Annotated in this window: 18 protein-coding genes; 10 read left to right on the top strand and 8 right to left on the bottom strand. The window is 49.8% G+C overall.

The features are described from left to right. Window positions 1-26 precede the first annotated feature (26 nt). On the bottom strand, window positions 27-857 hold the full coding sequence (murI, locus tag K7B67_RS20250; RefSeq protein ID WP_252177662.1) for a glutamate racemase: 831 nt from the start codon (window positions 855-857) through the stop codon (window positions 27-29). A 159-nt stretch (window positions 858-1,016) separates the two neighbouring features. On the opposite strand from murI, the gene cdd reads away from it, so the two are divergent. Next, window positions 1,017-1,928, top strand: a complete 912-nt coding sequence (gene cdd / locus K7B67_RS20245; RefSeq protein WP_252177661.1) for a cytidine deaminase — start codon at window positions 1,017-1,019, stop codon at window positions 1,926-1,928. 405 nt (window positions 1,929-2,333) lie between these two features. On the opposite strand, the gene K7B67_RS20240 is transcribed toward cdd, so the two are convergent. Further along, window positions 2,334-2,474 (bottom strand): hypothetical protein, encoded by a 141-nt coding sequence (locus tag K7B67_RS20240; protein WP_252177660.1) that lies wholly within the window; start codon window positions 2,472-2,474, stop codon window positions 2,334-2,336. A 354-nt stretch (window positions 2,475-2,828) separates the two neighbouring features. Between K7B67_RS20240 and K7B67_RS20235 the strand changes: the two genes are divergently transcribed. Continuing rightward, the gene (locus tag K7B67_RS20235; protein ID WP_252177659.1) at window positions 2,829-3,527 is read left to right on the top strand and encodes a hypothetical protein; all 699 of its coding nucleotides are present in this window, start codon (window positions 2,829-2,831) and stop codon (window positions 3,525-3,527) included. A 116-nt stretch (window positions 3,528-3,643) separates the two neighbouring features. Then, window positions 3,644-3,922 (top strand): hypothetical protein, encoded by a 279-nt coding sequence (locus K7B67_RS20230; protein WP_252177658.1) that lies wholly within the window; start codon window positions 3,644-3,646, stop codon window positions 3,920-3,922. Here K7B67_RS20230 and K7B67_RS20225 read toward each other — a convergent pair. Further along, window positions 3,919-5,256 carry a hypothetical protein gene (locus tag K7B67_RS20225; RefSeq protein ID WP_252177657.1) on the bottom strand — a complete coding sequence of 446 codons (1,338 nt, stop codon included), beginning with the start codon at window positions 5,254-5,256 and terminating at the stop codon, window positions 3,919-3,921. The two genes, K7B67_RS20230 and K7B67_RS20225, sit on opposite strands and share 4 nt — an antisense overlap. A 295-nt stretch (window positions 5,257-5,551) precedes the next feature. On the opposite strand from K7B67_RS20225, the gene K7B67_RS20220 reads away from it, so the two are divergent. Beyond that, window positions 5,552-6,814, top strand: coding sequence for an FAD-dependent monooxygenase (locus K7B67_RS20220; RefSeq protein ID WP_252177656.1), 1,263 nt, complete (start codon window positions 5,552-5,554; stop codon window positions 6,812-6,814). A 65-nt stretch (window positions 6,815-6,879) separates the two neighbouring features. Here K7B67_RS20220 and K7B67_RS20215 read toward each other — a convergent pair whose 3' ends face one another. After that, window positions 6,880-7,056, bottom strand: coding sequence for a hypothetical protein (locus K7B67_RS20215; protein ID WP_252177655.1), 177 nt, complete (start codon window positions 7,054-7,056; stop codon window positions 6,880-6,882). Between the two features lie 273 nt (window positions 7,057-7,329). Between K7B67_RS20215 and K7B67_RS20210 the strand changes: the two genes are divergently transcribed. Next, window positions 7,330-9,186, top strand: a complete 1,857-nt coding sequence (locus K7B67_RS20210) for a Na/Pi symporter (RefSeq protein ID WP_252177654.1) — start codon at window positions 7,330-7,332, stop codon at window positions 9,184-9,186. Here K7B67_RS20210 and ppx read toward each other — a convergent pair. Continuing rightward, a complete protein-coding gene (ppx, locus tag K7B67_RS20205) occupies window positions 9,172-10,686 on the bottom strand; it encodes an exopolyphosphatase (protein ID WP_346658240.1) in 1,515 nt (504 codons plus the stop codon). The genes K7B67_RS20210 and ppx overlap by 15 nt on opposite strands. A gap of 317 nt (window positions 10,687-11,003) precedes the next feature. Between ppx and trxA the strand changes: the two genes are divergently transcribed. The 4 genes from trxA to K7B67_RS20185 all read left to right on the top strand — a co-directional run bounded on the left by trxA (window position 11,004) and on the right by K7B67_RS20185 (window position 15,514). Continuing rightward, entirely contained in the window at window positions 11,004-11,327 is a 324-nt protein-coding gene (gene trxA, locus K7B67_RS20200; protein WP_252177653.1) for a thioredoxin TrxA, read from the top strand. A gap of 585 nt (window positions 11,328-11,912) precedes the next feature. Further along, entirely contained in the window at window positions 11,913-13,172 is a 1,260-nt protein-coding gene (gene rho / locus K7B67_RS20195; RefSeq protein WP_252177652.1) for a transcription termination factor Rho, read from the top strand. 65 nt (window positions 13,173-13,237) lie between these two features. Beyond that, window positions 13,238-14,704 carry a 4-hydroxy-3-polyprenylbenzoate decarboxylase gene (gene ubiD, locus K7B67_RS20190; protein ID WP_252177651.1) on the top strand — a complete coding sequence of 489 codons (1,467 nt, stop codon included), beginning with the start codon at window positions 13,238-13,240 and terminating at the stop codon, window positions 14,702-14,704. Window positions 14,705-14,779: 75 nt separating this feature from the next. Continuing rightward, entirely contained in the window at window positions 14,780-15,514 is a 735-nt protein-coding gene (locus tag K7B67_RS20185; protein WP_252177650.1) for an NAD(P)H-flavin reductase, read from the top strand. A gap of 108 nt (window positions 15,515-15,622) precedes the next feature. On the opposite strand, the gene parC is transcribed toward K7B67_RS20185, so the two are convergent. The 3 genes from parC to K7B67_RS20170 form a co-directional block, all read right to left on the bottom strand. Then, window positions 15,623-17,872 (bottom strand): DNA topoisomerase IV subunit A, encoded by a 2,250-nt coding sequence (gene parC / locus K7B67_RS20180; RefSeq protein ID WP_252177649.1) that lies wholly within the window; start codon window positions 17,870-17,872, stop codon window positions 15,623-15,625. Window positions 17,873-18,015: 143 nt separating this feature from the next. Continuing rightward, window positions 18,016-18,549, bottom strand: coding sequence for a hypothetical protein (locus K7B67_RS20175; RefSeq protein WP_252177648.1), 534 nt, complete (start codon window positions 18,547-18,549; stop codon window positions 18,016-18,018). A 340-nt stretch (window positions 18,550-18,889) separates the two neighbouring features. After that, window positions 18,890-19,141 (bottom strand): type II toxin-antitoxin system ParD family antitoxin, encoded by a 252-nt coding sequence (locus tag K7B67_RS20170; RefSeq protein ID WP_252177647.1) that lies wholly within the window; start codon window positions 19,139-19,141, stop codon window positions 18,890-18,892. Between the two features lie 441 nt (window positions 19,142-19,582). On the opposite strand from K7B67_RS20170, the gene K7B67_RS20165 reads away from it, so the two are divergent. After that, on the top strand, window positions 19,583-19,855 hold the full coding sequence (locus tag K7B67_RS20165) for a hypothetical protein (protein WP_252177646.1): 273 nt from the start codon (window positions 19,583-19,585) through the stop codon (window positions 19,853-19,855). The last annotated feature ends 83 nt before the right edge of the window (window positions 19,856-19,938 follow it).

The raw sequence follows: 19,938 nt of genomic DNA, 5'->3' as shown, positions 1-19,938 counted from the left end.
GCATTGAGAGTAGACGATAATCAGGGTTACTTCAGGCGGGTTATTTCCGAAAAATTCATGGCTGCCAGAGTAGGCAGCAAGGGTGTGACCGATTTGTCAGAACCTGTATAAAAGAAGCGATGTTCAGGTTCTTCATGGTGGGAATGGAGCGTCTGCAGCAAAGAGGCCACTCTGCGGGCAATAGCCTCTCCTGAATCAACCCAGGTAACGGGAGCAGGTACGATAGAATCCAGAAGCCCCCGAATCAGTGGAAAGTGGGTGCAACCCAAAACAATACAGTCTGGCCAGTTGTTGCCACTGAACAGCGGTTCAATAATCTTTTTCAGATCATCTGGATTGATTGTTTCACCGCGCAGATGCTGTTCAGTAAGATGCACCAGTTCAGTGCTTCCGACCTTGATCACCTCACAGTCTTTGGCAAACTCATGGATCAGCTGATCGGTATAATCTCTTGCAACCGTTCCCGGTGTCGCCAGAAGACCAATGATGCGCTTTTTTGACCTCTGGCTGGCAGGTTTGATGGCTGGCACCACGCCAACAACAGGAATGTCCAGTAACTGTCGGGCCCTGGGCAATGAAACGGTGCTGGCCGTATTGCAGGCGATGATGGCCAGGGCTGGCTGAAATTTAACCACCAGTCGTGTCAGGCAATGCAGGGTTCGGTCAATCACATCATTCTCAGGCTTAGGGCCATAGGGAAAGCCTTCGTTGTCAGAGCAGTAAATCACAGGCATAAACGGCAGCTTTGCTCTGATTTCCTGGTAAATACTGAGACCCCCGACTCCGGAGTCAAAAATGATGATAGGCTTCTGTTGCATGGGTGGCAGAGACACCAGTGAAATGAATACAGACAGCATAGACTAGAGCCTTTGTTGCTCTTTGAAAATAGTTGGCTGCCAAATACTTCCTTAGAGGTACCATCTAAAGAATATAGGGGTAAGAGTGGTTTCCGGGTGGAAAGAAATCCAGATTGAGGTATGGTTGCTTTCCGTACATCATTGCAGCCGGAAAACGCAATGCAAATCACTTCAGACTTTAATCAAAAAATTGCCGAATTTCCTGCCTCTGCTGTGCCTCTGCTCGAGAAAATCCCTGCGCAACTGGGTAAGCTCGATGCTGCTCAGGTTGAGGCATTAAAAGAGGCTCTGGATCTCTCCCTGGAAGGGCTGATGATCCGGTTATTATCCGTGGCAGCCTCCTTGAGCGTGGCTGAAATCTCTGATTTTCGGGTTGGTGTCGTGGCGGAAGGGCTGTCGGGTTCGCTCTATCTGGGGGCCAATCTTGAATTCACCGGGCAACCCTTGAAAGTGACAATACATGCTGAGCAATTTGCCGTGGTCAATGCCTGGCATCGTGGTGAGCAAAGCTTGAAGCGTCTGGTGGTGAATGAAGCCCCCTGCGGTCACTGCCGACAGTTTCTGAATGAGTTGTGCCGAGCCGATCAACTGGAAGTCATTGTTTATCGTCATGCCCAAGATACGGTTCAGCGCTATAGGCTCGATGACCTGCTTCCGGACCGTTTTGGACCGGCTGACCTGGGCATGGAAGACGGTGCCCTGATGTGCGATCTCAGTTACCCACTGGAACTGCCAGCAGAGCTGGAAGGAGATGAGCTGGTAGAGGTCGCTCTGTTTGCAGCTTCCAAAAGTTATGCGCCTGTCTGCCAGAGTCGTGCCGGAATAGCTTTGAGATTAAGGAGTGGACGAATTGTGACGGGGCGTTACGGTGCCAATGCGGCCTTTAATCCTGGTGTTACCGCTATGGAGTCCGCTGCCGTAAACTGGCGGCTGGCGTTGTTGAATAATCCTGAAGATACCATTGTAGAAGCGGTTATGGTGGAGCAACCGGTTAAGTCTTCCCAGAGAGAGCTGGCCGCTTCTTTCCTTAACAAGTACGGTATCACCCTGCGCTATATCCAGCTCTGTTGACATCTTTTAAACGACCGGTATTCCTGATCAGGCTTCCTGATACAACATGCCTTCCCCGGATGGTTGCTTATGCAGCCATCCCAGCCTTAGAAAGCGCGCACATTTCCCTTTGTCTATCCTTACCGGTTCTGATTTGTAGAAAAACGAAAGGACAGGGTCATTAAATATCTAATCTTCCACTTATTAGTCTTGGTGCCTTTCGCCTGTCTGGCTGAGTCGCAGACCCACGGTTTTATCGTTGAGGTTGACCGAAATACCGCCTCGACAAGCCAGCCTTTTTCCTGGGTTCCAATCATCACTTTGATGGGCAACACTGGCGGCGGCAACGATTTCTGGACAACGAGTCCAGGGGATTACGGTCAGCCCCTCAATATACATTCAGGCAGCGCAGGCAGCTCGTATTTTTCACTCATTAACGATGGTCATGATGACCATTCGGGCTGGCCCACTCACTCTGGACATACCTATGGCGAAAATTGCTACGAACAGCCATGTGGTAGCCAGCAAGGATTCTGTATCTTTGCTCCGGATGTTTTTGACAGACATCCTTTGAATTGTTTTTGCCAACAGTGCTGTGAGGTACTTGAAAACATTGTGGCTCCCTGCGCAAGCTCCCAGTGCGACTCAACCTTTAATGTTCTTGACAGGCATCCTTTGGAGTGTTTTTGCAACCAGTGCCGTGAGGCGCTTGAAAACATTGTGTTTCCCTCCACAAGCAGCCAGTATTCAACCTCGGATGTTCTTTACAGACATCCTTTGGAGTGTTTTTGCAACCAGTGCCGCGAGGCGCTTGAAAACTTTGTGGTTCCCTCCACAAGCACCCAGTGCTATTCAACCTCGGATAACTCTTTCGCTTGCAGAACAGATAGCTATCCGCAAGCAAGTGGCCAGGAATCTGACTTGAATTTGGTAAGCCACTCTGCTGAAGTTCTTGCTGCTTGCAGAGAAGCTGACAGTACAACTAACGATCTGACCCCCCCTCCCACTAAAAGAAGGAAAACGTCCGGGAAAACCGGCTCTGCAGATGGGCATGGCGCGGGAGGGGGCGAGTGCGGTATTGATGGCTGCACCTACTGGTACAAGAAGCCTGCAGATTTTGCTTCTCATAAAGCTCATAAACATCGTATGGGGGGTTATGAGTGCGACATTGATGACTGCAACTACCGATACACGAAAAGTTCAGAGTTTGTTGTTCACAAAGCTCATAAGCATGGCTTGGGGGGTGAAGAGTGCGGCATTGATGGCTGCACCTACCGCTACCACCCCACGACCCCTTCAAGCTTAGCTGCTCATAGAGCCCAAAAGCATGGTCTGGGGGGGTGCGTGTGCGGCATTGATGACTGCACCTACCGATCCACGAAGCCTGCAGATATAGCTTCTCATAAAGCCCGAAAGCATGGCGTGGGGGGGTACGAGTGCGGCATTGATCGCTGTACCTACCGGTACACGAAGCCTTCAGATTTTGATACTCATAAAGTCCGAAAGCATGGCGTGGGGGGTTACGAGTGCGGTATTGATGGCTGTACCAGCCGGTACACGAGACGTTCAGAGCTTGATGCCCATAGAGCCAGAATGCATGATCAGGATGGAGGTAAGTAGGGGAGGAAGTCAAAAAAATCAATGCGCCTACCAAGTACCTGATCAGGTACTGGCTCTTGGTGGTAAAAGATTTTTCAGGGTACACTCTCTTGTAGGTCAGCAAGGAAGCGCAGCGAATGAAGATCAATCCATCTTCTACTTCTACGGCCCTGGACTATGGCGAGAACCCAAACAAAAGCTCAGGCGACCAGAGTAAAAGTGCTGAACAGGCAGGTGATGAGTATCAGCCTATAGTCCCCCAAAAAGAGCGGGGGCAGGAATCTGGCCGTAACCTGCGATCCAGAAAAGCCTCAAAAAAACGTAATAAAAAACGTGGGGCCCGAAAGCTTTCTGAGCGGCGGGCCCGGCAAAAAGACGAAGACGAGGATCACGATGAGAGCGATCCGGACGTTTAGATGCTGCCAATATCAACGAACTGTTTTCGTTCTTTGGATGACATACCTTTCTGCTGTTCTCTTTTGCTCGAATGATCGACGGGCTTCTCTGCATTGTCCGATAGCGGTGCGCTTGTGTCAGGAGTATCAATGGTTGTTTCTGTTTCAGGAGATCCCTGATCAGAATTACAAGGTGTTTCCGGGGGGGAGGGTGTCCTGGACGAAGCTCCCTTCGCACTACCGGATTTAACACCGAGGATATCCAGTCGCAGCTTCCCTTTTCTTTTGCCTTGAACGGCACGACGTGTCAGCCTGTCATTGACAGACATTTCCTCGTCAGATCTTACCTGGGCATCTTGCTGTTCAGCTTCATCATCCGTAGGTATCAGGAAATTGGTCTCATCATATTCTTCAAATTCTTCAAAGTCGTTTTTGTCTGCCGGAAGTGTTTTGGAATAATCTGTCGGTTTTCTCGGTGGTTCATTGTCTTCACCGTCAGAGCTGGAACCGGACCCAAGCCTTTGATAAGAGCCGCGAGTATTCCCTATCCGAAAGTTAGTAAAGTCGGCAGGAGCAGGTGTATAGGTCGTCTTTCGTTTGTTGCTATTAGACCCTTTTCCTTTTTTGCCATCCGAAGGTTCATCGGAGGAATAAGGATCGCTGATAATGGCCGCTTTTCCGTGCCCTGAATAAACCAGCCAGGCGTATTGGCCTAGGGGAATACAGTGACTGCTGCCTCTGCAAAAGCTTGTGTTGGGATAAGTAGGAAACAGAGGAAAGTCGGAAAAAATCAAATACTCATTCACATCAGTCTGTTCGAGCATTCCTCCGGCGAAAGCTTCCTCTCCTTCTATACCTTCAGGGTGCTCATTCAGGTGCTGGATCAGGTTTACGACCAGTTGGAGGACTTCCGGCATTAATAAGACCGCCGGGACCAGGAATGACTGATAGGGTTCAGAAAGTTCAGAATCGCTGAATTCGCGAATAATGAACGTGTTTCCGTGAAAAGAAAATCTCAGGGTGTTGTCCTGAGTGTCAAACACCAGCCTTATCTTATTCAGTGTCAGTGTATCCAGCTGATTCAGATAGACCTGCCCTGATGTGGATGTTGCTCTGGAGTCGCTTTCTGAGGTTTTAAAGTCAGTGACGAAAACACCGTTACTGGCTTTGGAAATCTGAATGGTTGAGGCAGAAGGAGTAACAACTTCCAGTTGTAAAGATTCTTTTATCCGATCATTGGCTGTTGGTTCGGATGGGTAAAACAACTCATCATTCTGATGTTGTTTTAAAGGGACAAGAAGCGGCAATACATTAGCCAACGGTTCAGAGAACCTGGTCAGGTCATGCAATAGCATTGCCTGATGTTGATGGTAAGACGCCGGTCGTTGGGTTAAACCCTGCCATTGCCCAGCCTTGCTGTGAAATGACACAAGGAAAAGAACTATCGGAAGAAACCGATACTGCATTTTAATACTCACTTAATAAATTTTATTTATGATGACATTGTATTTAGCAGTAGTTGATAAATATGCAAGATTGATTTGGGTGGTTTGATTTGGTTGGTTTAATTTGAGTAGTTGAGCATTCAGTAACCTTGTGGTCATATAGGCCAGCCGTTCACAGACTCTGAGCTAATGGGAAAGTCAGGCTATGGTGAAATCAGAAAACTACGATGTAATAGTGGTTGGCGCAGGTATGGTAGGTGCTGCAATGGCCTGCGCTTTGGGTCTCAAAGGTATTCGGGTTGCGGTTTTTGACCGGACTTTACCTTCAGCATTTAAACCTGATCAGTTACCGGATCTGAGAGTCTCGGCGCTGAGCTATGCATCGGAGCAGATTCTGAAAAACCTGGGAGCCTGGCCCCACATGCAAGCCATGAGAATGTGCCCTTACCGACGCATGGCGGTGTGGGAGAAATTGCATTTCCCATCCGGAAGAGAGTTGGCTAAGCGTTCTAATCAAACCCTATTCAATGCGGCAGATATCAGGCATGAGCAGCTGGGTTTTATTGTTGAGAATCGTGTCACTCAGCTGGCGCTGTTAAGAAGGCTTGAAGATATAGAGTCGGTATCGGTGTTTGCCCCGGCAACCATTGAACGTATGAATCTCAAGGGTGAAAAGCCTGAAGTCATGCTGCAGGACGGACGCCGGTTTACTGCGAATCTGCTGATTGGGGCTGACGGTGCCCGGTCCAGGGTCAGGGAGCAGGCTAATATCCGTCTGAGCACTCGTGAATATGAGCAGCAGTGTCTGGTGGCGACGGTTGAAATTGAAGGGGGCTTGCAGGATATTACCTGGCAGGCTTTCACTGCCACGGGACCGGAAGCCTTTCTGCCATTGCCTGATATTGATGGCAAAAGTTATGCGTCTATCGTCTGGTATAACCTGCCTGAGAATGTCCGGAAACTGATGAAGCTTTCGGACGGGGAGTTTCTGGAAGCGCTTTCGACGACCTTTCCCAAAGAGTTACCGCGCTTGGTCAAGCTGCACGAGAGAGGATCGTTCCCGCTGGCCCGTCGTCATGCCATGAACTATTTTACCCATAGCGTAGTGCTGGCAGGTGATGCTGCACACACTATCAACCCTCTTGCGGGTCAGGGGGTCAACCTGGGTTTTCAGGATGTTGCCTGGCTGGCAGAGGTACTGACTGATGCTTTTCAAGCGGGTGAGTCCCCTGGAGATCAGAAGGTGTTATCGAGGTATGAAAAGGCTCGTCGCACAGACAACCAGGTCATGATGAGCACCATGGATGCTTTCTATCTCGCTTTCAGCAACAACAATGCACCTCTGAAAATGTTGCGAAATGTGGCACTGGGTATTGCGGGTAAATCCAAACCGGCTGTCAGGGAAGTGATGAAATACGCTATGGGTATTTCTGGCCGACAAGCTCAATTGGCCAAAGGGCACTGGTGAACGGTTTACTTTTGAACAGCCAGCAGAGCCATTTGTCTCTGTGGCTGCTCCTCTGTTCAGCTTCATTATTGTTTTAGACGACGCCTTTCTGAAGGCCCCGTCACAGGACTGTTGGCGAGCGTACCCACCAGGTCTTTGGCAAAGTACTCTCTGACCTCGCCACTGTCCATCAGTACCCTGACCCGACCATTTCGCAGGCATTGATACAACCGCCCCTGCTCGCAGGTGACTCGATCTTTCACTATCAGATTTCCGGCCATCTTCTTAACCTCATCACTCAACTATCTGAACGAAGTTCCCTGTTATGAAACTTGCCGTCACAGCCTTTTAAATACTTAATATCTTTCTATGAGGTTGTCAGTCATTGTTGATGAATGGGTCAAACCTCGTGGAAACCCTATTATCGGGCCTGACTCCTGACTCTTTAGTGACAGTTCTGTTACGGATAAATTAATTGAAAAGTCCAGACCAAAACGCCGATAACGACGGTAATGAAGTTACTCTTCGGACGGCTTATGAGTTTTCAATCAGGCATGCTGGGTCGGCTTTTTTTACCTTTTATCATCGTTATCCTGACCTATGGTTTCTGGGTAAGCCCCCAGTTTCGTGTGATAGCGGCGGGTGTTGCCATTTTTTTGTTTGGTATGGTTTACCTGGAGCAGGGCTTCAAGGTCTATACCGGAGGGCTGCTTGAGACTCTGCTCAAGAAAACCACCGATAAGATATGGAAAAGCTTGTCTTTTGGGGTGATTTCCACCGCTTTTCTCCAGTCCAGTTCCCTGGTCTCGGTTATTGTCATCTCCTTTCTCAGCGCCGGATTAATAGGGCTGACGGCAGGCATTGGCATTATTTTTGGTGCCAACCTTGGCAGTACTGCTGGTGCCTGGCTGGTGGCTTTGTTTGGCTTGAAGGTTAAATTGTCGGCCTATGCCATGCCGCTGCTGGTGATAGGGCTGATCCTGAAATCCAATAAGCACAGGAATATTAATGGGTTTGGCTACATCCTGCTCGGGATAGGGTTTCTCTTCCTCGGTATTGATTTTATGAAGGTGGGTTTTGATGCCTTCAGGAGTTCCATTGATCTGGCTGAATTTGCCATGCAGGGCTTTCTGGGCGTGTTGGTGTACACCGGGGCAGGTATGCTGGCCACCATTATTATGCAGTCAACCAATGCAACAATGGTGCTGACATTCTCGGCTCTTGCGGCAGGCCAGCTCAGCTATGAGAATGCTTTGGCACTGGCCATCGGTTCAAATATTGGTACCACCATTACTGCTATCCTCGGAGCCATCAGTGCCAATGCGGAAGGAAAAAGGCTGGCGGTTGCCCACCTTGCCTTCAATATCATCACCGCGTTCATTGCTATTGTTGCTCTCAAGCCTTTGATGGGGGCGGTGGACTATCTGGCTTCCGCATCTGGCATTGCTGCTAATAACTACACCCTGAAACTGGCCATCTTTCATAGCTTGTTCAACATCATTGGCATCATGGCCCTGTTACCCTTCCTCAATAAAATGGTGCACTGGCTTCAGAAGCTTTTTACGGATAACACACCGCAGGCTCCGTTGAATCTTGCGGGAGACGAATCTCTGAAGGTAGAAAGAGCCATTTACCTGAACCCGGTCACACTCAGTTATCCCGATACCGCATTGAGAGCCATTACCAAGGAGTGTGGCCACCTCTATCGCAATACTCTGGAGCTGATCTGTTATGGCATTTATCTCAGTGGTGAGAAGCTTCGTGAGTCTGACAACCTTGAAGAGTTGGTTCAAAGCTGGCGCAGGGAAGATCAGCCCTGGACCATCAAGGAACTTTATATTCGCCATGTGAAAGGTATCTATGCCGATATTATCCAGTACTCTGGTGCCCTGGAGGGAAAACTTCCCAGGCAGCAGGCCCAGGAGCTGTTTGCCTTGAAGGTGGCCTGTCGTGACTTTGTTCAGGCCATTAAGCACGTCAAGCATATCTACAAGAATATGGGCAAATACACCCAGTCGGAAAATGAGCAGATTCGAGAGCAGTACAACCAGTTGAGGCTCTGTCTGGCTTCTGTGCTCAAGCTGGTTGATATTTTGGGCGTTCGACGCAGCTACAGCCATATTCGTGAACACGCAGACCAACTGAAGAAAGAACTCAGGGAACGAGACGGGCAAACCCACGAGACTCTGAACAAACTGATTCGCTCCGGACAGGTAGACCCGTTTATTGCCAGCTCGCTATTGAATGACAGCGCTCATGTTCACGATGCCTGCACCAACCTCATTGATGGTGCCGTCATCATGCTGACAAGAGACAGGGAAGAGTACCATGAGTTTGACATCTCTTCGGAGCAGTCTTCGGAGCAGTCCCCGGACCCATCAGCTCACAGTTAACTTGAAGCCGACTTTGTTCAGATACATTTTTTCTCGTTCAAAGTCCGCTGCTGTCAGTGGATGATCCCTTAACCAGTCTGGCTCAAAGCTGACCTTTAAAGTACGGTTGCCCGCTGTTAAATCATAATGGGAGAATGTCCCGTCCCGTATATGGTTGAGTACAATCGCCGTACGCAGGAGCACGGTCAGTTTTAACAGCAGGTGGCTGTCTGAATGTTCAAGCAACCCTTTTGGAAGGGTCCTGCGATGACCATGCACCAGTAGGGCCAGTTTTCTCTGCTGCTCTTTATTGAATCCCATCAGGTCCGAGTGCTGGATCAGATAAGCGCCGTGGCGGTTGTATTGTGAATGTGAAATATCCAGACCCACCTCGCACAGCAGTGAGGCCCAGTTCAACAACTCCCGGTCCGAAGCCTCCAGTCTCCAGCTTTGGCTGACCTGATCAAAACAGGCCAGAGAATATCGGTTAATGCCTTCGGCATTGGTGCGATCAACATGATAGCGCTCCATCAACGCCGAAAGGGTTCGGCCCCTGACATCCTCATGACGATCCCGCCCCAGCATGTCATAAAGCACACCCTCCCGAAGAGCACCGTCTGAATAATGCATCCTTTCTATCTCGAATGCGTCAAAACATGCCATTAAAATGGCCATCCCGGCTGGGAAGATAGCCTGACGATCTGGTTTCAGACTGGGGAAGCGGACTCTGCCGGTATGCGAGAACTCCAGAATCCGGCTTTTCAGCAACTCCATTTTTTCCCGGGTAATGACTTCACCGTGACCCATGGCCGAGAGAATTGTACTCACTGCCCGAATAGAGCCAGAGGATCCCACTGTGTCCACCCAGCCAAGTTTTTTGTAGGCCTGTTCAATGTTCAGGAGTTCCAGGCGTGCGGCATAGTAAGCCGACTGAAAGCGTTCGGAGGATAGCTCCCCACCAGAAAAAAAACGGTCGGTATAAGCGACACAACCCATATGAAGGCTCTCAAGTAACCTGGGCTCGAAGCGTTCACCTATAATCAGCTCGGTACTGCCACCACCAATATCGATCACAACTCGACGATCGTTGTCGTCTGATTGAGTTTGAGCCACGCCCAGATAGATCAGGCGTGCCTCTTCCCGACCGGCAATGATTTCAATAGGATGATTGAGGATTTTTTCGGCTTTTGCGACAAAATCGCCGCTGTTTTTCGCTTTTCGAAGAGCGTTAGTGCCCACCACACGGAGTGCTTGAAAGCGCCTTCCCGACATATACTGGGCAAACTGTGCCAGGCAATTCAGCCCCCTGGTCATGGCCTGTTCAGAAAGGCGGTCATCCTTACTCAGGCCGGCAGCCAGCTGCACTTTTTCTCCAAGCCGTTCAATCGGCCTGATTTCTCCCTGCTCCACTTTGGCGACAATCATGTGAAAGCTGTTGGAACCCAGATCGATAGCTGCCACCAGAGGCTGGCTATCGGACTCAATACGACCCTGGTCTTTCATAATATTTTTCTGCGACACTCCCGTCGCCAGTCGGCTGACGGACGGTTGGTTGAATGATCGGGCCAGAATATGCGAAAGCAACTGGCCAGTACTTAACTACTCAGCAATATAACAGAAGGCTCTCGTTACGGCACATTATCCGGTGAGTACGGCGAATGACCCACGAATTTACGGGCAGTGGAATCTAATTCGGACTATCAGCCGTATACAAACAAAGATAACCCTGTAAACTACCGCTTACTACTAAAATCAGAGCAACGAATTTGTTACCGGGACGATCCCTTTGCTATGATTCGTGCTCTGACATTAAGCAAAATGGCTAGGAGATTCGTTCCATGAGCGAAATTGTCAATGTGACAGACGCTACCTTCGAAGAGGACGTACTGAAGGCAGAAGGCCCCGTACTGGTCGACTACTGGGCTGAATGGTGTGGTCCCTGTAAAATGATCGCACCCGTGCTGGACGAGATCGCACTGGACTACGATGGTAAGTTGAAAATCTGCAAACTGAACATTGATGACAACGAAGCCACACCACCAAAGTATGGCGTTCGCGGTATTCCAACACTGATGCTGTTCAAAGGCGGCAATGTTGAAGCAACCAAGGTCGGGGCCCTGTCCAAATCTCAGCTGACAGCATTTCTTGACAGCAACCTGTGACCAACCCACCTTTCTGTCTCAGAAGTCCCAGAGTTTTTCTGGTACTTTCGTCAAAAGGCGGCTGAGCCACAGAGAGTCAGCCGGGTGGTTTGCTATCATCCGGCCTGCTTCAGGGCTCTGTTTGTTATCCAGCAAGAACCATGAATAATCAGGTGTCTTCTCAGGATGTGGTTTGTGGAAGCCAGAGACAGGGGTGAGGCTGCGGTTTTTATGCCTGATCCGGTCGTGAAGTTTTCTCAATAAAATGTGTCTGAAAAGTTGACGTAACAGGAGTTCTTGATTATTTTCCAGAAAAGGATATAGACTGTGAATTCGGGAGTTATCAGATCTGCCTGTTTCGGGTGTAACTGTTGATGTGTTCCTGGAGCCTTGGTGGTTCTTCTGATAGTAGTAGACAATACTCCGGCCACGTTTGTTTCGAGCTTGCCCCTCTCGATTTACAGGGTATAGCTTGAAAGCCGTTTTTTTAATGAGCTTAGGCAGGCATCGGTATTAAACGATGCTGAATATAATAATCTCAATAATATCTGATCTTCCTGCAACTACGACGGCCATTACCTTTCAATTTAACGTTCGCGAACTCTTATGCATCTTACCGAACTGAAAAAAAAATCTGTTCCTGAACTTCTGGCGATCGCAAATGAAATGGGCCTGGAAAATCTGGCCCGTTCCCGGAAGCAGGATGTCATTTTCTCAATCCTCAAGCGCCATGCCCGCAGCGGGGAAGACATCTATGGCGATGGTGTTCTTGAGATCCTTCAGGATGGCTTCGGCTTCCTGCGTTCCTCCGATAGCTCGTATCTGGCGGGACCTGATGATATCTATGTTTCACCCAGTCAGATTCGTCGCTTTAATCTGAGAACTGGTGACAGCATCGCGGGTAAAATTCGACCACCCAAGGAAGGTGAACGCTATTTTGCACTGCTGAAAGTGAATGAAATTAACTTTGACCAGCCAGAAAACGCCCGCAACAAAATACTCTTTGAAAACCTGACCCCATTGTTCCCACAGAATCGTCTGGTTATGGAGATGGGTAACGGCTCCACCGAAGATTTAACCGGTCGTATCATCGACCTGGTGGCTCCGATCGGTAAAGGCCAGCGTGGTCTGATCGTGTCCCCGCCCAAAGCGGGTAAAACCTTGATGCTGCAAAATATTGCAGCCAATATCACCCGTAACAACCCTGAATGTCACCTGATTGTTCTGTTGATTGATGAGCGTCCAGAGGAAGTGACCGAAATGGCTCGCTCCGTGCGTGGTGAAGTAGTGGCCTCTACCTTCGACGAGCCGCCATCACGTCACGTGCAAGTGGCTGAAATGGTTCTGGAGAAGGCCAAGCGTCTGGTTGAACACAAAAAAGACGTGGTCATCCTGCTGGACTCCATTACCCGTCTGGCTCGTGCCTACAACACGGTTATTCCTTCTTCCGGTAAAGTGCTGACGGGTGGTGTCGATGCTCATGCACTGGAGCGCCCCAAGCGTTTCTTTGGTGCTGCCCGTAACATCGAAGAAGGTGGCAGCCTGACCATCATGGCTACCGCCCTGGTGGACACGGGTTCCAAGATGGACGAAGTGATTTTCGAGGAGTTCAAGGGTACCGGTAATATGGAGCTGAACCTTGATCGTCGTATCGCTGAAAAGCGTGTCTTCCCTGCCATCAACTTCAACAAGTCCGGTACCCGTCGGGAAGACTACCTGACCACCGAAGAAGAACTGCAGCGTATGTGGATTCTGCGCAAGATCCTGCACCCTATGGACGAAATTGCCGCCATTGAGTTCTTGCTGGACCGTATGAAGCACACCAAGACCAATGAAGAATTCTTCCAGTCTATGAAGCGGAAGTAATCCGTCATTTTCCGGGGACAGGCCAGCCTGTCCCTTTCCTCTTTCAGCCTCGGCTTATACTTCCAATGAAATACAGGGACCTCCGGGACTTCATCAGGCTACTGGAAAAGCAGGGTGAACTCGTCAGAATCAAGACCGAAGTCGATCCGTATCTGGAAATGACCGAAATCAGCGACCGAACCCTTCGCAGGAAAGGACCAGCACTGCTGTTCGAAAATCCAAAGGGTTACGATATGCCGGTACTGGCCAACTTGTTTGGCACAGAGCGCCGGGTTGCCCTGGGCATGGGGCAGGATAATGTCAGCGCCCTTAAGGAAGTTGGTCAGCTTCTGGCCTACCTGAAGGAGCCCGACCCACCCAAGGGCTTCCGCGATGCCCTGACCAAGCTGCCTGTCTTCAAACAGGTATTGAATATGGGACCTAAAGTGGTCAGTAAAGCGGCCTGCCAGGAAGTCGTGCTGAAAGGTGATGAGGTCAATCTGAAACAGATCCCTGTTCAAACCTGCTGGCCCGGCGATGCAGGCCCTCTGGTCACCTGGCCTTTGGTCATCACCAAAGGACCTGAAAAAGATCGCCAGAACCTCGGAATCTATCGTCAACAGCTGATTGGTCGTAACAAACTGATTATGCGCTGGCTCTCTCACCGGGGGGGCGCCCTGGACTTCAGGGACTGGCAGCAGCAACACCCTGACAAACCTTTCCCGGTGACAGTGGCCCTGGGGGCCGACCCGGCGACTATCCTGGGTGCTGTCACCCCGGTGCCTGACAGCCTTTCTGAGTACGCCTTTGCGGGCTTACTGAGGGGCAGTAAAACGGAACTGGTCAAAAGCATCACCAATGATCTCCAGGTACCTGCCAGTGCCGAGATTGTGCTGGAAGGGCATATTTATCCGGGAGAGATGGCTGACGAAGGCCCGTTTGGTGACCACACCGGTTACTACAACGAAGTGGAGCGCTTCCCGGTCTTTACCGTAGAGTGCATCACTCACAGAAGGAATCCCATTTATCACAGCACTTACACCGGCAGACCTCCCGATGAGCCGGCGATTCTGGGGGTAGCCTTGAACGAGGTGTTTGTTCCTATTCTGAAAAAGCAGTTTCCGGAAATTGTGGACTTTTATCTGCCACCGGAAGGGTGTTCTTACCGAATGGCGGTAGTCACCCTGCGCAAGGAATATCCGGGCCATGCCAAACGGGTCATGCTGGGTGTATGGTCATTCCTGAGGCAGTTTATGTACACCAAGTTCGTGATCGTCACTGATGATGACGTCAACGCCAGGGATTGGAACGATGTGATCTGGGCCATGACAACGCGTATGGACCCTAAGAGGGACTGTGTTTTTGTTGAAAACACTCCCATTGATTATCTGGATTTCGCTTCACCGGTTGCAGGTCTTGGCTCCAAAGTCGGTTTTGATGCCACCAATAAGTGGCCTGGGGAAACCGACCGTGAATGGGGTCAAACCATCACCATGACACAGGAAGTCAAAGATCGGGTTGAGGCACTCTGGGGTGATTTAGGTATAGACTGAAACGGTTACTTTAATCCAGTCAGCAGGGGCTTCCCGGACATCCCTGCTGATGGTGACATTCAGGAGGGAAGCATTGTGCAGACAGCCAAGTCGTTAAAGCTGCAATGTTCAGTTGCCGATACCCAGCTGCTCAGTTCCGACATCTATCGGGTCAGACTGAGGGCTGACTCAGATGGCTTTCCTGACTATTACCCAGGCCAGTACCTTATTGCTCATCTTCAGAATAGTGAAAGCTGTTGTTTTTCCATTGCTTCGGCGCCGCAAAAAAACCAGCAACATCTGGATCTGCACATCCAAAGGTTGAAAGGCAGTCCTAACTCTCAACAGCTCTTTCGGGAAATAAGAGAAGGTTTACTGACTGTCAGTATGCCCGCAGGAAATTGCTACCTCCCTGGCTCCGTGAACCAACAGCAGGCTCTGCTTTTTATTGCGGCTGGCACCGGTTTTTCGCAAATGAAAAGTATGATCGAGTATTGCCTGCGTTGCCATCATAGCGGAGAGATGCATCTCTACTGGGGAGCCCGGACGCCGGCCGACTTCTATCTGCCCAATCTTCCAGTGCAATGGTCGGGCCAGGGCCTTCACTATCATCCAGTGGTCAGTGAAGCCAGCCATGAAGATGACTGGTGTGGACGCCACGGATTGCTCTATGAAGCGATACTGGCCGACCGCGAAAAGCTACTTGATTGCCAGACTTATATCAGCGGCTCACCACAAATGGTTTATGCGACACATGACGTAATGATTGACAACGGATTCCCGGAAGAAAGCCTGCACTCTGATGTTTTTGACTATGCCCCCAGAAAATAACATCACGATAAGCCTTGCTGGCTCCCTGAATTCCACACGAAAGTGCTGACCCATAGTCCGAGGTTGCAGCGGAGCATCTTTGCAACCTCGTCATCGTGGTTTGTGGGGTCAGCTCTGAATAACCTCAACACGGTCCACTTTCTGGAAGCCACGGGGTAGCTTGTTGCCTCTGCGCCCTCTTTCTCCGTGATAATGTTCCATGTCTGCCGGTTTCAACGTCACATGACGTTTTCCTGCGTAGAGAACCAGAGCGTCACTTGAGTGCATCACCGACAGATGAACCATCAGTTCGATTCGGTCCGATGCCCGTGCCGCAGGAATATTAATGATCTTGTTGCCCTTCCCTTTTGCCAGCTTGGGCAGTTCAGACAGCGGAAAGACCAGCATACGCCCCTCGTTGGTAATGGCGGCCAGCACCTGACCCTCGCCTGTTACCGGTATAGGCGACAAGACCTGGGAATATTTGGGCAGAGTCAACAGAGCCTTACCGGCCTTGTTCTTGCTGATCATATCGGAATGCTGAACGACAAAACCATAACCGGCATCGCTGGCCAGCAGATAACAGTCGTGACTGTCACCGATACACAGCCCTTCAAAGGTTGCCCCGGAAGGTGGATTAACACGACCGGTCAGTGGTTCACCCTGACCCCGTGCAGAGGGAAGCGTATGAGTCTGAATAGAATAAGCACGACCGGTGGAGTCTATAAAGACCGAAGACTGGTTACTCTTGCCTTTGGCAGACAGTCGATACTTATCCCCTGCCTTATAGTTGAGGCCGACAGGATCAACCTCATGCCCTTTGGCGCACCGCACCCAGCCTTTTTCAGACAGCACGACCGTCACTGGGTCGGATGTCATCAGATCCATTTCCGAGAGCGCCTGGGCCTCCTGACGAATCCGCAGAGGTGAACGACGATCATCGCCAAACTCGGCAGCATCGGCCTTGATCTCTTTTTTGACCAGAGTTTTTAATCGGCGCTCGGAGCTGAGGGTCAACTCAAGATGCTTGCGTTCGTTTTCCAGCTCTTCCTGCTCGGCACGGATCTTGATCTCTTCCAGTTTGGCTAACTGGCGCAACTTGATTTCCAGGATGGCATCCGCCTGAACTTCAGAGAGAGCAAACCGGGTCATTAAGACTTCTTTGGGTTTGTCTTCATTGCGGATAATGTCGATAACTTCATCGATATTCAGGAAGGCTGCCAGCAACCCCTCAAGGATATGAAGCCTGGCCAGCACTTTATCCAGACGGTGCTGCAGGCGACGCCGGACGGTATCGGTTCTCCAGACCAGCCACTCCTTGAGCAGAGTGTCCAGGGCCTTGACCTGGGGCTTACCGTCGACACCGATCATGTTCATATTGACCCGATAGGTCTTCTCAAGATCGGTGGTGGCAAACAGATGATTCATCAGGCCATCCACATCAATACGATTGGAACGGGGAACGATCACCAGTCGGGTAGGATTCTCATGGTCTGATTCGTCTCTCAGGTCCGCCACCATGGGCAATTTTTTGGCCTGCATCTGGGCGGCCACCTGCTCCAGAATTTTCGCCCCGGAAGCTTGGTAGGGCAACGCTGTGACAATGATCTCCCCGTTATCCTGCTGGTAGACGGCTCTCATTCTCAGAGAGCCTCGCCCCTGCTCGTAGATCTTAAGAATGTCTTCGCGGGGGGTAATGATTTCAGCTTCGGTGGGGAAATCCGGCCCCTGAATATGCTCAACCAGCTCGGCAGTGCCAGAGTCCGGATGATCCAACAGATGAATGCAGGCGTTTGCCACTTCTCTCAGATTATGGGGAGGGACATCCGTCGCCATGCCGACGGCGATACCAGTGGTACCGTTCAACAACAGGTTAGGTAATCGGGCGGGTAGAATGGACGGCTCTTCCAGTGTTCCGTCAAAGTTAGGCACCCAGTCCACGGTGCCCTGCCCCAGTTCACCGAGCAGCACATCAGAATATCGAGTCAGCCTGGACTCGGTGTATCGCATGGCAGCAAAAGACTTGGGATCATCTGGCGAGCCCCAGTTTCCCTGGCCATCCACCAGTGGGTAGCGGTATGAGAAGGGCTGCGCCATCAATACCATGGCTTCGTAACAGGCTGAGTCGCCATGGGGATGAAACTTACCCAGCACATCACCCACTGTCCGGGCTGACTTTTTAAACTTGGCGGTATTTTTCAACCCCAACTCGCTCATGGCATAAACAATACGACGCTGTACTGGCTTCAGGCCATCGCCAATATGGGGCAGAGCGCGATCCAGAATGACATACATGGAGTAATTCAGGTATGCGCTTTCTGTGTAGGCTCTCAGTGACTGACGTTCTATTCCATCATCACCGATGAAGGTCTGTTCCATTCTTAATAAACCTTGGGGGCTTTAAAAGTGAGCTAATCGAAATATGATAATACCCTGATCGTGGATAGGACAGTGGAATGAGTGCATTCGTTCCTGTAAGTGCCCTGTGGCGCAATAGGGGAGCGCAAACAGAGTAAGGATAGTCAGTGATCTTCTCCATCAGATCGAATTATTGCTCTTCGGCGAAGCCTCTCGTTATGCTCAGATTCATCATATGATGGTGGCGCATTGGTTCTGTCTTCATTCCGGGGGATGCTTGAAGTCAGGTTAGAGCCTCCCTGTGGCTGAGTAGTAACTGCTTTTTCAAGATCTTGTAATCGCTGACATTCTCTAATAAAAGCTGCCTCGGCCAGATAACCTGCCTGACCGCCGAGAATGAGCCCAGTTGCTGCAGAACCCATTATTCCTAAAGGGCCAAGTGACATTTGTCGCGCGGCAGCCAAACCGCAAGTGACACCGATAGGCATACAGATTCTCCTCATTAGTAAGCCCGGACCACGCTGTATATCATCAGGATTACTATGTCTCCACTTACGGGCATCCCAGAGGTAGTTTTCGTAGAGTGATCTTTTTACGGTCAGCCGCAGAAACTTGCCAAGATTTGAGTCTATGCTCAATTCTGTTTGTGTGCCCCGATCAATTGTTTGATGACTGGGTGCTTGAATGTTTGGATTCATAGTAAGATACCTCCTGTTTCTAAATTATGAATCGTTCAAATTACTTTACCTTCATAATGAAATTAAACTGATTCCTTTAATCCCTTTAGCTCTAGACAGTGCAACTACAAACTAGTTCCACTAATAGTATTTTCAGACTCTAATCATTTATCATTTCTAAAAAGTCCGCTTTCAAACCTGCCTGCAAGGCGTCAAACAGAGTAAGAGCTGGTGACCCAAATCCACAGCAATTCAGACGGGTCACAGTTAATGAAGACTGGAAAATTAGTGATTAAGCCAGCTTTTCAAATCGGCTTTCTGATGAACCACGCCAATAATGTCTGGTCGGTATAACCCAAACTCACCCATGTTTTCTTCTCATGTTTTCCCGAAACTTTTCAGGATCAAAGTCTTCCACTACTGGACTGTTCTCGCCTTTTTCGAGCTTGGCCCTCAGGGCTTCGAGCTTGTCTTGCTTCTGGTATTTCTGCTCAAGCTTGCGCAAAGCATCCCTAACAACTTCATTAACTGTCTGATAAAGCCCCTGCTTGATCAGGTCTTCCACAAACCCGTCAAAGTATTCACCCAAAGTAATGGGTGTATTTCTAGCCATCAGCTGCCTCCCTTATCAATACCTGTTACACCTGTTACATATTAATTCAGATTTTAGAAATATGGTCGTCTATCTGGAGGTAAGAGACCGCATAGATTACCCTACATGGGCGTCAGCTCATACTTCTGCCTTTTGAAAAACCAGGCCTGCTGAAGTTTTGTCCTGTACATAGCTCATTGAGATAGGCCGTTTAACCCCCCCCCTTTAACGAACGGCTGAAGGAAGTCTCTAAAGCCCTCTTTAATTTTTGGGTATGAATCGCTACCATGCTCCAGCGTGGGAGCGTGAGGCACTGCCGGTATGCATTCCCACGCAAAGCGGTGTGCCACAAGGTGAAGCGCGAGGCTGCCAAGTGGCGCACAGTATGTGTGTCGGTGTTGAGCGAAACGGAATCGTGAACTACCTTTCAGTTTCCTTCAATGCAAATAAGGTGGCTGAGCCATGTCAAACCTGACAGAAATCGTGAGCCGACTCCAAAAAGTCGAGTTCAACCAAGAAAACACTGATAAGATTTTGTCGGGGCACCAAGCGATTTTGTTGGAAATGATTAAAGAGCAGAAAGAGTTTAGGGAAGAGTTTAAAGAGTTTAGGAAAGTCGCAAAAGAAAGATTCGAACAAAACGAATTAACAATAGTTGAGCTGAAAATAATGGTAGAAGAACAGAAAAAGTTCAACCTGGAAGTCTTTAAGAGATTTTTAGACTTGAATAAGTGAAGAAAAATAGAAAGCAAACAGGATGGCCCTGATTTCTCAAGCCGCCTTCCGGCGGAGCGTCTACAAAAGACAGAATAAAATTT

Source organism: Endozoicomonas sp. 4G (genome assembly GCF_023822025.1).
In the GTDB taxonomy this organism is placed as follows: Bacteria; Pseudomonadota; Gammaproteobacteria; order Pseudomonadales; family Endozoicomonadaceae; genus Endozoicomonas_A.
The sequence above is the reverse complement of the archived record's forward strand: the minus strand, read 5'-3'. Positions and strand labels throughout refer to the sequence as shown.